This window comes from Hydrogenobacter sp. T-8, from assembly GCF_011006175.1.
Lineage (GTDB): Bacteria > Aquificota > Aquificia > Aquificales > Aquificaceae > Pampinifervens > Pampinifervens florentissimum.
Window position 1 is genome coordinate 1,047,765 of sequence record NZ_CP048795.1, and the last position, 14,876, is coordinate 1,062,640.

Below are 14,876 nucleotides of genomic sequence, written 5' to 3' on the forward strand. Positions count from 1 at the left end.
GTTCTCAGTCCTCCCCAAGAATTTCAAAGGTGCTACTTGTCCCTATCCTTTCCGCACCAAGCTCTAAAAACCTCAGGACCTGAGCCCTTGTCCTTATACCACCGGATGCCTTAATTTTAAGCCTTCCCCTTGATAGGTCTATGAGAAGTTTTATGTCTTCTTCAGTGGCGCCTGATGGTGCATACCCCGTTGAAGTCTTAACAAACGCCATACCTGTATCCGCAATAAGCTCCACCGCGAGCCTCTTCTCCTCCTCGCTTAGGTAGGCAGTTTCAATTATAACCTTCCTTACCACCCCCTCTGTGTTTCTGGCTATGGCTTTTAGCTCCTCCTCCACATATCCATACATCCCGCTCTTGAGAGCAGAGATATTCAGGACTATGTCCAATTCACTGGCTCCATCCTCCAGAGCCCTAACCGCTTGCATAACCTTCTGCTCTTTTGTATCAAGACCAAAAGGGAAAGATACCACAGAACATACTACGAGCCTGCCACCTGAGGTCTCCACCGCCCTCCTGACCCAGAAGGGATTTACGCATACCGCATATACGCCGAGCTCAATACACTGGCGGACCTGCTCCTCAAGGTCTTTAAGGGTGTGGTTTGGTCTCAGTATGGAATGGTCTATGAATTTTGCTATATCCATGAGTGAATACCATAAGTAAGGTCGTGGTATACGGAAAGCAGAGCCTTTGCACCGTCCCCCGCTGCTGTTATTATCTGTTTTGCAAATACATTGGTGCAATCTCCCGCAGCATAAACGCCACGCTCTGAAGTCCTGTTATTGCAGTCTATTATTATCTCCTCCCTTTGCGTGGTAAGAACACCCAGAGACTTTGCCAACTCAGAGTTGGGCTTTAATCCCACCTCCACAAAAACCCCCTCCACCTCCAGCTCGTAGACCCTCTTGCGGTTGAGGTCTTCCACTAGAACACTTTTCACATTCCTCTTATCACCTTTTATCTCTAAAACCCTGTGTCTGAGAAGAGGGACTACCTTTTGGCTTGAGAGCACCTTCTCCCTTAAGACCTCGTCCGCCTTAAACTGCTCCCCTATTTCCATAAGGTATATCCTTCTTGCGTAGTTTATAAGCTGGTCTACTGCCTCAAAGCCCGAGTTTCCTCCTCCCACCACCAACACATCCACGTCCTTAAAAAAGGGTGCATCGCATGTATAGCAATAGGAAACGCCCCTTCCCGTGTATTCCCTCTCCCCAGGAACTTCCAGCTTCCTGTGTTCCGCGCCGGTGCAGAAAAGAACAACCTTTGACACATACTCCTTTCCAGAGAATGTCCTGAGGAGAAACCCTTCTTCCAATCTTTCTACCTTTACCACCTCATCCAAAATTGGCTTAACCCCAAGCCTTTCCATCTGCTCCATCATCCTTTGCACGAACATAACTCCATCCACCATAGCATAACCCAGATAGTTTTCAATCTCACCCGCCTTTATTACCTGACCCCCTATCTCCCTAGTTATAAGGACAAAGTCCATCCTTTTTCTTTGGGCGTATATGCTGGCGGATATACCTGCCGGTCCTCCGCCTATTATAACCAACTGGTGCATAGTGTATATTATAAAAAACCGCTATAATTTTCCCATGTCCTACGAAGATAACCTACCAGAACCACTCAGGTTAGTTCTTGAAAAGCTCACCCAGATACCTACCTACGGAGGGAGGTCTGCGGGAAGGTTTATTTACAACTTTCTCAAGCTACCTGTAGAGAGAAGGCTTGAGCTGGTAGAAGCCCTTCAGAAAGTTGCGGAGAAGATAAGACCCTGCAAAGAGTGTGGGCTTTACACGGACCAAGAGATATGCAAAATATGTTCAGACCCAAAGAGGAGCAAGAAGTTTATATGCGTTGTGGAAGAATCTCAAGATGCCTTTGCTATTGAGAAATTAGAAAGATACTCTGGAGTTTACCATGTGCTGGGTGGGAGAATAGCGCCCCTTGAGGGCATATCACCAAAAGACCTCAGCATAGACAGTCTCATGGAAAGGATAGAAAGGTATAGACCAAGGGAGGTGATAATTGCCACAAACCCAAACCTTGAAGGTGAAGCAACCGCCAACTATATCGCAAGGCTAATAAGGAAACAATTTCCCACACTTAAGATAACTCGCATATCTCACGGTCTGCAATTTGGCTCTCTCATTGAGCTTGCGGATGAGCTTTCCTTAGAAAAATCCGTGGAAAACAGAAGAGCCCTCTGAAATTCCTCCCTTCTTAATATCCTCATTCGGACATCTGGTTTAAGCATACGGAGCCTTCTTGGAATTCCGCTTTCATAGTCTTGGGCATGCCCTCTACCTACAAGCACCACTATTTTGTAGTCAGGATACTTATCCAAAAGTCTTGCTATAGCCAAAGCCATGCCATTGTCCCATGCGTTCTGCACATCAAAGAAACTCTTTTCGTCCACCTTGGGATGGGTTTTTAGAAACTCTCTTAGCTCTTTTATCTCCTTCTCTGTCTGCGGTATTACAGGATAAGGCAGACTTTCATCTCTTACCTTTTCAATACCTTCTTTTCTTATCCTCTGTAAAAGCTCTGAAGAGATGTTTATAGCCACTATCCTTATACCCCTATCCTTAGCAAAGCTCCATATATCTCTGTAAAGGCTTGGGTCAAAGCCCCACCTTCTTCTATAATCAGTCCTTCTAAGCATTTCCTCTTCACTTATTTGACCAGTTACATACAAGTCAAGGGCATCCTGAAAAGGTTGTTGAAACATCTCCATGGCTATTATAAACTTGTAGTTTTTTGAGCTTAGGAGCTTTATAATGTCAAGCTGGAAGTTGTGGTCTTCCTTATTAGTGTGTTCCTCTGGGAGGAATATAACTTGGTAGTTATTGGCAAAATTTTCCATACTCTCTTGGGCTTCCGTGATTGAAATCAGCAAGATAAAAAACAAAAACAAGGTTTTCATGCTATAATTTTAAATGTAGGAAAACTTTAAAAGGAGGAGTAACATGGCTAGAAAACCTAGAAGAAAGGGTGGTGCAAGGTATAAAAGGGTAGTGCTTTCTCTCCCCAAGAGGCTCTACTATGTCCTCAATGGTATAGCCATGGGGGACGAAAGGAGATTAAATAGGCTCATAAAGGGCATACTTGAGGACAAGCTCATGGAATCAACGGTTGCGGAGCTTGAACTTTATCTTGGAAGGGCTGAGGAGGAAGAAGAGGAGGAACAAGCCCAAGAGCAACAATGATAAGTAAAAGGGTAAGGGAACTTGCCCCATATAAGACGGAAACAACGGAAGCGAAGGTCAGGCTCTCTTCTAACGAGCTTTCCCTTCAGCTTCCAGAGGATGTAAAGAAACGCATAGGGGAGGAGGTTTCCCGAATCCCCTTTAACAGATACCCAGACCCAGAGGCAAGGGAACTCAAAGAGGTTATAGCCCTTCGCTTTGGAGTAAAGCCAGAGAACATAGTCTTAGGCAATGGCTCAGATGAGCTCATATACTATCTTTCCATAGCTGTGGGCGAGTTTAGCAGTGGTGTTTTCTGCCCTGTCCCTACCTTTTCCATGTACAGTATATCCGCTCAGGTTCTAGGAAGAGAAAGGATTGAGGTAAGACTAAACGAGGAGTTTGATATAGACCTCCAGAAAAGCCTTGAAGTAATAAGGAAAAAAAAACCAGCCCTTGCCTATTTCGCCTATCCCAACAACCCTACAGGAAACTGCTTCAGCGAGGAAGGGATTAGAGCCATAAGAAACCAAGGAGTCTTCACCATAGTTGACGAAGCATACTACCACTACTCTGGGAAAACCTTTCTCAAAGAGGCACTTGAGAGAGAGGATACGGTAGTGCTTAGGACTCTTTCAAAAATAGGAATGGCTGGGCTTAGGGTGGGTATTTTGATAGGCAAAGAGGAAGTGGTCAAAGAAATAAACAAGATAAGGCTTCCCTTTAATATAACCTATCCTTCTCAGGTTATAGCGGTTTTAATACTGAGAGATTTTTATCATATCATAGAAGAAGCTATTCAGACAGTTATCTCAGAAAGACAAAGGGTCTATAAAGAGATGCTTAAAATGGAAGGTATAAGGGTCTATCCCTCAGAGGCAAACTTTATCTTTTTTAAAAGCCTTTATCTTTCTGGAGATGAGCTTTACAAAAGGCTTTTGCGGAAGGGGGTGCTTGTTAGGAATTTTTCTTATATGGTAGCAAACTGTCTCAGGGTAAGCATAGGGGAAAGAGAGGAAAACGATGCCTTTCTACAAGCCCTGCATGAGGTTCTTACTACCTCTTGACAAATGATAACTATTTGCATATAATAAAAGAAAACAAACAAAGGAGGCATGCTATGAGAAAGATTACCAGAGATGAAATCCTCAACATCTACGAGTATGAAAAGATTCGTCCTCAAAAAGTTCAAGAGGTCATACAGCTTAAAAAAAACAGAAGAGTTTTCATAGAGCCGTGGGTGCATCTTGTTTTTGAAAACAGGGAAACGGTCTGGTTTCAAATTCAGGAGATGATAAGAGCGGAGAGGATGGTAAAAGAGGAAGAGATACAGCAGGAAATAGATGTATACAATGATCTCATACCTGATAAAAATGAGTTATCCGTTACCATGTTTATAGAAATACCTGAAGCCAGCGAAAGGAAAAGACTTCTTCCACAGCTTGTAGGCATACACGACCATCTATATTTTCACATAGGGAATAAACACACCATAAGAGCAGTTGCGGACGAAAGGAGCAGAGAAGACTACGAATATGGAAAGGCAGCGGTGGTGCATTTTCTGAAGGTAAAGTTTACAGAGGATCAGGTAGAGGATTTCAAAAGAGAGCCTGTGAGGGTTGAAGTAAATCACCCCAACTACAGGGCTATTACCCTAATCCCTGAGGAGGTAAAGCAAGAGCTTATAAAAGACCTTATTTCTGATTAAAATATCTTTGATGATCTATGTCTACGCCAGCTACGGAGGGGTTTTTAAGAGACTTGGACTTGACCAGTTTGGAGACATAAAAAAAGAATCCGTAGTGTGGCTTGATGTGGAAAAGCCAAGCGATGCAGAAATTGACTGGCTTAAAAGTGCCATAGGATTTCACATGCCTCCCAGAGAGGTTTTTGGAGACATTGAAATAAGCAGTAAATACAAGGAGGAAGGAGAAGCTATATATATGAACCTCTCCTTTGTAATACAACAAAAGGAAGATATAAGCGTTGAGCCTGTGCTTTTTTTCATAAAGGGAAGGTATATGGTAAGTATACGATACAGAGACATACCAAGCATGTTAATTTTTATAAAAAGGATGGAACAGAATCCCATAAACTTCCAATTTCCAGAAGCCATATTTTCACAGATAGTAAACATAGAGGTGGACAGACTGGGCGACAGGCTTGAGATATTGGGAAGACGCATAAGAAACCTTAGAAAGGAGGTCTTTGTGGAACAATCTGAAGAAATAATAAGAGAGATATCTTACTACGATGAGCTTAATATAACCATAAGGGAAACTATAAACGAAAAGCTGAGAATTCTAAGCCACTTCGTGAAAAGTCCAAAGATAAACGCTCAAACAAAGAGGGAGATAAAGATAGTCCTCGATGACTTACATACATTACTTGACTACACAAGTTTTTACATGGATAAGCTGGATAGCATACAAAACTCTTTACTGGGTCTTATATCCATAAAGCAAAACGAAGCGGTAAAGGTCTTTACGGTGCTTGCTACCATATTCCTGCCTGCAACGCTCATTGCAAGCATCTTCGGTATGAACTTTGAACACATGCCAGAGCTACATTGGAAGTATGGCTATCCTTATTCTTTGCTTCTTATGGTGGCTATAACTCTATCCCTCATATACTGGGTGAGAAAGAAGGGGTGGCTATGAAGCTGAGCTACAATAAGGAAGACTTGGTAATAGGCTTTTTTATAGTCCTTGCCATATCTTATCCCTTTATCACCGCACTTTTTATTTTCTTAGAGGATGTAAAAGGAAAAAGGCATGAAATGGAAGATTTGAGGGCTTTTTATAGCTTTTTATTCGGGCTTGAGGAGTGCAAAAGGGAAAGGGCGGAAGAACTTATAGACCTTGTATCTGAAAACCTCTTAAAGGATATAGGAGGTGTGGATGGACTCCTTAGGACCTGTGAATCCTACAGAAGGACATATCAAGGTGCAAGGGCTGAAGAAAAGGTTATCAAAGAGGGTGAGCTTCTTGTGTCCTTAGTGAGGAAAGAAAAGGGAATGACCCAAAGACTGGTTTCTGTAAGGGTCTATTATGAAAAGGGAGATGAGAGCATAAAGATAAAAAGGCTTGAATATGAGAAAGGGAGTTGACATAGGGGGTAGCTTTATAAAGGTTTACTGGGAGGATGGTAGAAGGGAAAAGCATTACATAAGGGACATATCCAAAGACAGGGAACTTTTTTTACAAAGGATAAGGGAGATAGTCTTTGAGGGATATCCTTCCTCTGTAGGAATTGCGGTCGCAGGTTTTACCTCCTTAGAGGGTGTGGTTTATAAATCTCCTAACATACCAGCCCTTAATGGTGTAAACCTTAAGGATATTCTTAAGGGAATTAATGTGAAGGTGATTAACGATGTTTCCGCAGGAGCTTTTGGAGAGTGGTTTTATGACCATAGGGAAAGTAGGGTTTTACTCTTTGTTGCGGTGGGCACTGGGCTTGGTGCTGGGCTTGTGGTTAATGGAAAGCCTTTTCTGGGAGCATGCGGAAGTGCTCTTGAGCTGGGACATCATACCATACTTCTTGGAGGAGAAAGGTGTAGTTGCGGAAGGTTAGGGTGCTGGGAGGCTTATTGCTCCTCTTATGGTCTTGAGAGGATATACAAAAACCTCTCGGGAGAGGATCTCAAGGACTACCAGATAATTCAGAGGGCAAAGGAGAGAGAGACCTATGCTTTGGAGGCGGTGGCAAGTTTTAAAAGGTTTCTTCTCGTGGGTCTTATGAACGCAGTTCACATACTAAATCCAGATAGGGTGGTGCTTGGTGGTGGTCTCATTGATGCCATGAAGGACCTACTTGGCAACCTTGAAGCAGACCTAAAAGCCCTCTGTGAAAGCCTACCTGCGGAGTGCTTCAGTCTTAATTTTTCTTCCTGTGCGGAGTATTGTATGGCACGTGGGGCTTTAGCTCTTGCCCTAATGGACGATATTTAACCCTATGGAGATTAGAAGGATAGAAGGTATTCTTCTCCAGCAGGCTATTGAGCAGTCAAAACCTTCTCAAGCACAGAAGGCTGGAGAAGAGTTCAGGATAAAGGTTTTGTCTAGTGTTCCAGATGTTTTTCTTGAGCTTTCCTCTGGAGGCAGTAGCACAATAAAGGCAGAAGTCTCCTCTTCTGAGGGCAATCTTTTAACTCTCCTTCTAAAGGATGGCTTTGAACTGAAAGCTGAAAACAGGTCTTCTCTTAGGTTTTTCCCCGGTGATATCCTTGAGCTTAAGATTGAAGAAGGAATCCCTCTCACCTTCAGGATAACAGGTCTATATAGGAAGGGCTATGAAGGAAACATCTTAAACCTCGTGCTTGAAGGAGAAGAAAAGTTTTACATATCTATCAATCCGGAGAAGTTCATGGAAGATTTGGATAATTCTGGAATCTTTTACGAGAGAAAGTTGGTTGAACTACTTCTTGGAAAGCTAAAGCCAGAGGAACTCATTAAAGATAAAAAAGCACAGCTTGTTCAGTCTATGCTTGTATATGCTGAGGAGCTTTCATCTTTGCTTAACATGGAGTATGAGCAAAGTGTTGATGGTATAAAAAAACTTCTTGAAGCTTTAAAACTAAAGGTTGAAGAGTTCAATAGGGTATCCTCTTCCCTCAAGACCTTGCTCTTTGAAAACCTTGACCATGAAGAATACATAAAGCTGGCAAAGTTTTTTGAATCTATGGGGGAAGTGAATCTCCTTAAGGCTATGGAGACAAAGGATACTCTTAACTTTTTGAGGTCTTTCTGGAATCTAACAGAGAGGGGTGTTCTTTCTGAATACAGAGAGGTCTTTGAAAAGCTCAAAGACTCCGAAGAACCTGTGGTAAGGGATTTTTTTAGGCTTGTGATAGAATCCTCAGAAAAAGACGCAAGAAATGTCTATAAAAGTTTTCAGGAATACATAGAGAGGGGTCGCAGTCTTTTGGAGTTTTATAATAGCAAAGGGGAGCGTATGGAAAGCTTCCTAAGCAGGCTGGAGTTTATAGAGCATCTGCAGTGGCTTTTAGCTAAACAGGGAGGTGCCTTTTACATACCCATATACTACCAAGGTGGTAAAGGCGGGCTTATGTTTAAAAGTGGACAGGAATATTCCGCAGTGTTTAGGCTTGATTACGGAGATAGTTTTATTGCTGGTCTTTTAAAGATGCCAAGGTCTAAAGGGCTTTTGGATGTTATACTGTTTACAAATACAGAAAGTATAGCAGAAAAGATCAGGTCTAGGAAGGAGCTACTTCAGAGAATGCTTTTAGAAGAGAAAATAAAGCTTAGGAGCTTTTCCATAAGCGTGTCAACAAAAGAAGGTGCGGCAGACACCATAAGGTCAAACTACGGAGAGGGTTTTTTCTTGTTGGTGTAACCATGGAAAGGAAAAAGGCAATAGCCATTAGATATGATCAAGGAAAGGATAAGGCTCCTATGGTTGTAGCAAAGGGCGTGGGTGAGCTTGCGGAAAAGATAATAGAAACTGCAAGAAAACACGGCGTTCCTGTCCTTGAGGACAAAGCTCTAATATCTGCATTAATGAAGGTGGAAATATACGAAGAGATACCTCCAGAGCTGTATAGGGCTGTAGCAAAGGTGCTCGTTTTTATAAAGGCTGTAAAGAGTTCAAGCTAAGTTCATATAAGCCCTGCGGGCAAGGGCTATTTGATACTTTAGAAGACTTGAAAGGCTATGGACCTCTTCTGCAGTGCTTAGCAGTATGTAGTAATCGCTCTTTCTCTGGGCTTCCTCTAAGGAGCTAAGTATCAACCTTAATTTCTGCATCGGGTCTCCCTCCAATAAACCCTGCAGAAATATGGGGCAAGATTCCTCTATTGCAGGAAGTATAAACCCCATCCAAGACAGGGCTTCAAGTATGAGATTAACCGTGTAATCGTCCCTTAGTTCTTCTGGAGAACTCAGTAGCTCACTTATCATGTCAAGAAGCTCAATGTTGTAGTAAAGAACATCAAAGGCGGTGTTTACGCTCAGTCTTGCTTTCTGAGAACCTGAGATAAGTAGGAGGTTTACCAGCTTCTCCTGAAGGGAAAGAAACTCTTCAACCCTTTCTAATATGTCCCTCATAGTATGTATTTGGAAAGCTCCACATCCTTTACTATACCTTCCAGCTTTGCCCTTACAAACCTTGCGTCTATGATTATCCTCTGACCCGATAGCTCTGGTGCATTAAAGGATATGTCTTCAAGGAGCTTCTCCATTACCGTATGAAGCCTTCTTGCCCCTATGTTCTCAGTGCGACTGTTGGCATCCTCTGCGATGCGTGCTATCTCCTCAAGGGCATCCTCTGTAAACTCAAGCTCAACTCCTTCTGTTTTGAGAAGCTCCGTATATTGCACTGTTAGGGCATTTTTTGGCTCTTTGAGTATTCTTACAAAGTCCTCTCTTGTGAGAGGGCTTAACTCAACCCTTATGGGAAACCTTCCCTGAAGCTCCGGCATGAGGTCTGAGGGCTTAGATATGTGAAAAGCACCCGCTGCGATGAAAAGTATATGGTCCGTTCTTACTGGTCCATACTTGGTCTTTACCACTGTTCCTTCTACTATGGGAAGAAGGTCTCTTTGCACTCCTTCCCTTGACACTCCCGGACCAACACCCGGAGTTTTTACCGCAATCTTATCTATCTCGTCTATAAAGATTATCCCAAAGTTCTCTGCTCTGCTTATGGCTTCTCTTGCTACCTCCTCTTGGTCTATGAGCTTTTCTGCTTCTTCTGATTCAAAAACCTGAAGGGCTTCTCTGACTTTGAGCCTTCTTCTTTTCCTACCACCGCCAAGACCACCCAGCATGTTTCTAAGCTGTTCTTCAAGCTCCTCAAGACCTGGAGGTCCAGCTATACCTATCACTGGAACGAACTTTTCCTGAACTTCAACCTCTATAACTCTGTCTTCTAATTCTCCTCTTCTTAGTTTTTCTCTTATTTCCTCCCTTTTACCTGCATCTTGTGGGCTTCTTATACCAAAGCTCAGCTGTTGAGGGACGAGGTAGTCAAGAAGTCTCTCTTCCGCAAGCCTTTTTGCTCTTTCTCTCACCTCTTGCATTTTCTCCTGTTTTACCATCTGGTAGGAGACCTCCACCAGCTCCCTTACCATAGACTCCACGTCCCTTCCCACATAACCTATCTCCGTATACTTTGTGGCTTCTACTTTGACAAAGGGAGCTTTTATAAGCTGTGCTATCCTGCGTGCTATTTCTGTCTTCCCCACTCCTGTGGGACCAATCATAAGGAGGTTCTTGGGTGCCACCTCGTCCCTTATGTGTTCTGGCAGTTTCTGTCTTCTCCATCTGTTTCTGAGGGCTATGGCAACTGCCCTTTTGGCACTCTCCTGTCCCACAATATACTTGTCCAGCTCTTCCACGATCCTCTTAGGTGTTAGCTCTTCAAGTAGGTCAGAAAGGTATTTCGTCATCGTCCGCCTTCTCCCACTCTAAGGTTTCTATTTCAACATTTTTAACAAGATTGTCAAGGAAACTGTCAAGGTCTTCTGGAAAGGCTTCAGCCTTAAAGCTAAGAGGGAAAACCCTTTCCACCACCTCTATGGGGGGATTGCCTACACCGAGGGCTGGCTCAATAACCTTAGGTATGCGTCTTGAAGCCTCAAGACATGCCATTTTATATGCCTCAGAAAGTGCAGTTTCTATATCTGAGAACCTTGCCACCTCATCTCCATATTCATAGAGCACTATATCGTAGGCACTTTCCTTGAAGGCTTCCCAGTCATGCACTTGGACCACATATTCCCTACCCTCTAATTCCCTTGTCTCCACACAGCTTTTATCCTTGAGTTTAAAGGATATTATGTAAGCATCTACAAGGTATCTGTCCGCATAAACATCGGGGAAAAAATAAAATTCCATAGTCTTTATAATATAGCATTGGTGCGTGTATTTTCCAGCTCTGAAGAAGAAACCCTTAAGATTGGAGAATTGATAGGCAGAAATCTAAGAGGTGCGGAAGTGATCTGCCTTATTGGTCCCCTTGGTGCGGGGAAGACTACACTAATAAGGGGTATAGCGAAAGGTATGGGTCTACTTGAAGGCTACCAAGTGCGTAGCCCTACCTTTACTTTAATAAACGAGTATCCCACAGAAAAGGGTTTGCTAATACATGCAGACCTGTACAGGGTCAAAGAGCTGGACCTCGAGGAGTTTATGGGCAGGGGAGTTCTCGTGGTGGAGTGGGGAGAGGGCTTGCAGGTGTGCACCTGCACCATAAGGATAGAAATATGGCAAGAGGGTAGAGTTTTGGATTTCTCAGAATGTGAAGAACTTGCTACAGCCCTTTCGTATGGCAAAGCCTGTTGAGATGTTTTAGCTCAAACCTCCCTGAGTTATACCTAAGATGGGTTATTCCCGTGTTGTCCATGTGTATGTTCCAGAGGTTCTCAAGCCCAAGCCCAAGGGCAAGGCATGTGATGGCATGAAGCGTTCCACCGTGTGCCACTATGAGAAGGTTTTCATAGTCTGACCTTAGCACATCCGCCATGAAGCTCTCCACCCTTTTTCTGAAGCTCTCCATGTTTTCCTGGGTGGGTAGGGGGTTTTTCAGAGGGTTTGAGAGCCACGCTCGGAAGGTTTCTCCTTCTTCTTCCATCAGCGTCCAGAAGTGTTTGCCCTCATAGTCTCCAAAGGATATCTCCCTGATGCGCTCATCTACCACCACTTCAAGCCCTAAAAGGTCCGCCACTGTGAGGGCTGTCTTGTATGCCCTTCTCTGGGGGGAGGAGTATATCACCTGTATTTTTTTATCAAGAAACTCCCGGGCTACCAGCCTTGCCTGAACAAAGCCAAGAGGCGTCAGGTCGCTATCTAACCTTCCTTGAAATATTCCCTTTTCGTTATACTCACTCTGAGCGTGACGTAGGAGGTATAGGTTTTTAAACCTTTTAAACAGGGTTGACATATTAAATACTGGAACTATAATTATACACAAAAAAAAGATAAAAGGAGGTGTTAGGGTATGAAATACCTGGTGGGAGCCATCTTAGTAGGGGTGATTTCATTTGTTGTGCCTTCTTATGCACAAGAAGATCATGAATATGCAAAGGATGTAAAAGAAAGGACCCTTAGAATACCCACATGTAACAAACCCATAGGCACTGTTGCAGCACGCAGGTTCTCGTGTAAGGCTGCGGCTTGTAGGGGTGGGACTGTATACCTTGGACCTGGTTATACAGTTACTTTAACTACAGAGGCACTTGGTGATGGTCTTGCGGATATGCTTGTAACTGCGTTAGCCAATACTGGATGTTTTAGAGTATTAGAAAGGGCTGCAATGCAAGAAATAAAAGAAGAGCTTGAACTTATGGGTGTCCAGCCAAAGCAAACTCTTAAGGCTGCAGATTTTATAATTACAGGTGCGGTAACTGCCCTTGAGACACAGGCTTCTGGTATAGGAGGTGGAGGCGTTGTTATCCCATTGCCTTTCAAGATTGGTGGAGGTCTAAAGATAGGCAAAGGCTCCGCTCATATAGGGTTAGATATGAGGCTGGTTTACGTTAAAGGAGGGGAGGTAATAGCTGCAAGGACAGTGGAAGGTAAATCAGAGAGATGGCGGTTTGGTATCGCTGGTGGTGGTCTGTTTGGTACTACTATTGCTGGGGGTTGGTTTGAAGCCTTTAAGAACACACCCCTTGAGGAAGCAACCAGAGACCTTATAGCTAAGGCTGTAACCCTTATAGTTGAAGATGCAAAGAGGTTTGCCCCAGCTGATGTAAGCGTAGGTGAAAAAGTAGTTATGTATGATGAGAAAGGTAATGTAGTAAAGGAAGAAATAAACATGCCTGTCTCAAAGGCACAACGTGAGGCTGGCGAGGGAGTGGTAGCCGGTTCTGTAAAAAGGGCAAGTTATAGTTTCTCTCATTACAAAAATGTGCTTTTGAGTGAGGACTTTTCCGGCTGTAAAGTTGTGCCTACTAATTTTCAAGTGCGTGGTAAGGCAGAGTGTGTGGAGATGGGAGGTAAAAGGTGGGTTTCCACCACCTACGGTCAAGTCATTCTTGAACGAACAATCCCTAAATTTGACCCAAAAGCTAACTGGGCTATAGAATATAAAGTAGCTCTTAGCCAAAGAGTGAGATTCCCTCAGGGTGCAGCCTTACATATTGGTAAGCAAGGAGGTCCGCTGGTTGTTTGGATAAAAGATGAAGGGAAAAAAGTTACAGTAAATGATCATACCGCACTTCAAGAAAATTTGGTTGGTAAAATAGTGAAGATAGGTATTGTGAAAAAAGACAACCAGGTTGACGTATTTGTGGATGATAAGAGGGTGTATACAGGAATACTTGACCCTGTGGCTATATCAAAGCTTGAACCCAAGCTAATATTTGATCTCCATGGTGAGGATATAGAAAAGGGGATATATACTCTGATTACGGATATAACGGTTTCTCAAGAATAGCTTTTTAGAAGTTCTAAACTGTTATTTTGATAACCTTCCCTGTAGGGATGCTATGTTTGTCTGTGTTTATTTGAATATAGTTTTCTGTGAGTAGTTTTCCGTAATCTATAACTGTTGCCCTTAGCTCCCTACCTCTGTTCTTTTCATAAAACTCTCTCCTTTTCTCACTATCCAGTTCCTTAAGTATTTTTACCCTTTCCTCCTTTGTTTGAGAAAACACTTTCCCCTCCATTTTACTCGCTTTGGTAAAGGGTCTATCTGAGTAGGGAAAAACATGCATGTAGGCTATGGGTAGCCCCTCTAAAAGTCTGTAGGTCTGCTCAAAGTCCTCTTCTGTTTCTGTAGGAAAGCCCACTATAATGTCTGTGCCTACGGCGGATATGGGTCTTTTGCTTATTATCTTATCCACAATCCTTACATAATCGCTCACCGTGTATTCTCTCTCCATAAGCTTTAAGATTCTGTCAGACCCGCTTTGAAGTGAAATATGAAAGTGGGATGCTATCTTTTCCTCTGAAGTTATAAGCTCCAAAAGCTCTCCCTCTATCTCGGAAGGATGCATGGAAGAAAGTCTTATAAGTTCAATGCCCTTGACTTCTATAAGCCCTCTTAGAAGCTCATAAAGGCTTGTTCCCATGTCCCAGCCATATTGAGTTAGCTGTGTGCCTGTTAGGACAACTTCTTGGAAGCCTTTTCGTGCCAAGAGTTCTACCTCTTTTATAACCTTCTCAGGTGGGACACTTCTTACCTTTCCTCTCGCATAGGGTATTACACAAAAAGTGCAAAAGCGATTACAACCCTCTTGGACCTTTATAAAGGGTCTTGCCTTTTCAAAAAAGGTTATAAGGTCAAAGCTCTCAAGTCTTGACTGACGGAAGATGTTATCTACAAAGATATTCTCTCCCTTATCCTGCAAAAACTCCTCAATCAGCTCAACTATCCTGTGCTTGTGAGAGTTTCCCACTACCATATCCACGTCCTGCATACTTGATAATGCCTGTGGGTTTACCTGTGCGTAGCACCCTGTGGCTACCACTAAAGCTTTTGGATTTTTTCTCTTTGCTCTATGTATTGCTTGACGAGAGGACCTATCCGCCTCTGAGGTAACGGTGCATGTGTTTATTATGTAAATGTCCGCTTGTTCTTGGTAGTTTACAACCTCGTAGCCTTTTGACTTAAAGTAGTTTGCCATAAGCTCCGTATCAAAGGCGTTGCTCCTGCACCCGAGGGTTATAAGAGAAACTTTCATAGGTTTTAAATTTAAACCTTGACAAGAGGAAAA

General features: G+C 43.2%; 19 protein-coding genes. 11 read left to right on the top strand and 8 right to left on the bottom strand.

From position 1 onward, the window contains the following. Positions 1–4: 4 nt before the first annotated feature. Both deoC and G3M65_RS06140 read right to left on the bottom strand, forming a co-directional pair. Complete coding sequence (deoC, locus tag G3M65_RS06135; protein ID WP_173833701.1) at positions 5–646, bottom strand: deoxyribose-phosphate aldolase; 642 nt, start codon at positions 644–646, stop codon at positions 5–7. Continuing rightward, positions 637–1,566, bottom strand: coding sequence for an NAD(P)/FAD-dependent oxidoreductase (locus tag G3M65_RS06140; RefSeq protein WP_173833702.1), 930 nt, complete (start codon positions 1,564–1,566; stop codon positions 637–639). The genes deoC and G3M65_RS06140 overlap by 10 nt, the downstream gene beginning before the upstream one ends. Positions 1,567–1,600: 34 nt before the next feature. Here G3M65_RS06140 and recR point away from each other — a divergent pair, with 34 nt between their 5' ends. Continuing rightward, positions 1,601–2,215 carry a recombination mediator RecR gene (recR, locus tag G3M65_RS06145; RefSeq protein WP_173833703.1) on the top strand — a complete coding sequence of 205 codons (615 nt, stop codon included), beginning with the start codon at positions 1,601–1,603 and terminating at the stop codon, positions 2,213–2,215. Here recR and G3M65_RS06150 read toward each other — a convergent pair. Next, positions 2,131–2,931, bottom strand: a complete 801-nt coding sequence (locus tag G3M65_RS06150) for a ChaN family lipoprotein (protein ID WP_173833704.1) — start codon at positions 2,929–2,931, stop codon at positions 2,131–2,133. The two genes, recR and G3M65_RS06150, sit on opposite strands and share 85 nt — an antisense overlap. A gap of 43 nt (positions 2,932–2,974) precedes the next feature. Here G3M65_RS06150 and G3M65_RS06155 point away from each other — a divergent pair, with 43 nt between their 5' ends. From G3M65_RS06155 to G3M65_RS06190, 8 genes are read left to right on the top strand one after another with little or no spacing between them, the layout of a single operon-like run. After that, positions 2,975–3,214 (top strand): hypothetical protein, encoded by a 240-nt coding sequence (locus G3M65_RS06155; RefSeq protein ID WP_173833705.1) that lies wholly within the window; start codon positions 2,975–2,977, stop codon positions 3,212–3,214. Continuing rightward, a complete protein-coding gene (hisC, locus tag G3M65_RS06160; RefSeq protein ID WP_173833706.1) occupies positions 3,211–4,260 on the top strand; it encodes a histidinol-phosphate transaminase in 1,050 nt (349 codons plus the stop codon). Before G3M65_RS06155 ends, hisC begins: the two co-directional genes overlap by 4 nt. A gap of 53 nt (positions 4,261–4,313) precedes the next feature. After that, a complete protein-coding gene (locus tag G3M65_RS06165) occupies positions 4,314–4,901 on the top strand; it encodes a DUF3501 family protein (protein WP_173833707.1) in 588 nt (195 codons plus the stop codon). A 10-nt stretch (positions 4,902–4,911) separates the two neighbouring features. Then, on the top strand, positions 4,912–5,853 hold the full coding sequence (corA, locus tag G3M65_RS06170) for a magnesium/cobalt transporter CorA (protein WP_173833708.1): 942 nt from the start codon (positions 4,912–4,914) through the stop codon (positions 5,851–5,853). Beyond that, on the top strand, positions 5,850–6,302 hold the full coding sequence (locus tag G3M65_RS06175) for a hypothetical protein (RefSeq protein ID WP_173833709.1): 453 nt from the start codon (positions 5,850–5,852) through the stop codon (positions 6,300–6,302). The genes corA and G3M65_RS06175 overlap by 4 nt, the downstream gene beginning before the upstream one ends. Beyond that, positions 6,286–7,143, top strand: coding sequence for an ROK family protein (locus G3M65_RS06180; RefSeq protein WP_173833710.1), 858 nt, complete (start codon positions 6,286–6,288; stop codon positions 7,141–7,143). Before G3M65_RS06175 ends, G3M65_RS06180 begins: the two co-directional genes overlap by 17 nt. A 4-nt stretch (positions 7,144–7,147) precedes the next feature. After that, entirely contained in the window at positions 7,148–8,551 is a 1,404-nt protein-coding gene (locus tag G3M65_RS06185; protein WP_173833711.1) for a hypothetical protein, read from the top strand. Between the two features lie 2 nt (positions 8,552–8,553). Then, entirely contained in the window at positions 8,554–8,811 is a 258-nt protein-coding gene (locus tag G3M65_RS06190) for an EscU/YscU/HrcU family type III secretion system export apparatus switch protein (RefSeq protein WP_173833712.1), read from the top strand. Here G3M65_RS06190 and G3M65_RS06195 read toward each other — a convergent pair. The 3 genes from G3M65_RS06195 to G3M65_RS06205 are packed head-to-tail and all read right to left on the bottom strand — an operon-like array spanning position 8,803 to position 11,052. Further along, positions 8,803–9,261: a hypothetical protein gene (locus G3M65_RS06195; protein ID WP_173833713.1), complete on the bottom strand. Its 459-nt coding sequence runs from the start codon at positions 9,259–9,261 to the stop codon at positions 8,803–8,805. The two genes, G3M65_RS06190 and G3M65_RS06195, sit on opposite strands and share 9 nt — an antisense overlap. Next, entirely contained in the window at positions 9,258–10,604 is a 1,347-nt protein-coding gene (gene hslU, locus G3M65_RS06200; protein WP_173833714.1) for an ATP-dependent protease ATPase subunit HslU, read from the bottom strand. The genes G3M65_RS06195 and hslU overlap by 4 nt, the downstream gene beginning before the upstream one ends. After that, a complete protein-coding gene (locus G3M65_RS06205) occupies positions 10,585–11,052 on the bottom strand; it encodes a hypothetical protein (RefSeq protein WP_173833715.1) in 468 nt (155 codons plus the stop codon). Before G3M65_RS06205 ends, hslU begins: the two co-directional genes overlap by 20 nt. A 21-nt stretch (positions 11,053–11,073) precedes the next feature. On the opposite strand from G3M65_RS06205, the gene tsaE reads away from it, so the two are divergent. Then, positions 11,074–11,499, top strand: coding sequence for a tRNA (adenosine(37)-N6)-threonylcarbamoyltransferase complex ATPase subunit type 1 TsaE (gene tsaE, locus G3M65_RS06210; protein ID WP_173833716.1), 426 nt, complete (start codon positions 11,074–11,076; stop codon positions 11,497–11,499). Here tsaE and G3M65_RS06215 read toward each other — a convergent pair. Next, positions 11,468–12,097, bottom strand: a complete 630-nt coding sequence (locus tag G3M65_RS06215; RefSeq protein WP_173833717.1) for a histidine phosphatase family protein — start codon at positions 12,095–12,097, stop codon at positions 11,468–11,470. The two genes, tsaE and G3M65_RS06215, sit on opposite strands and share 32 nt — an antisense overlap. Positions 12,098–12,154: 57 nt before the next feature. Between G3M65_RS06215 and G3M65_RS06220 the strand changes: the two genes are divergently transcribed. Further along, positions 12,155–13,594: a CsgG/HfaB family protein gene (locus G3M65_RS06220; protein WP_173833718.1), complete on the top strand. Its 1,440-nt coding sequence runs from the start codon at positions 12,155–12,157 to the stop codon at positions 13,592–13,594. 13 nt (positions 13,595–13,607) lie between these two features. On the opposite strand, the gene mtaB is transcribed toward G3M65_RS06220, so the two are convergent. Further along, positions 13,608–14,843, bottom strand: a complete 1,236-nt coding sequence (gene mtaB / locus G3M65_RS06225; RefSeq protein ID WP_173833719.1) for a tRNA (N(6)-L-threonylcarbamoyladenosine(37)-C(2))-methylthiotransferase MtaB — start codon at positions 14,841–14,843, stop codon at positions 13,608–13,610. Positions 14,844–14,876 lie beyond the last annotated feature (33 nt).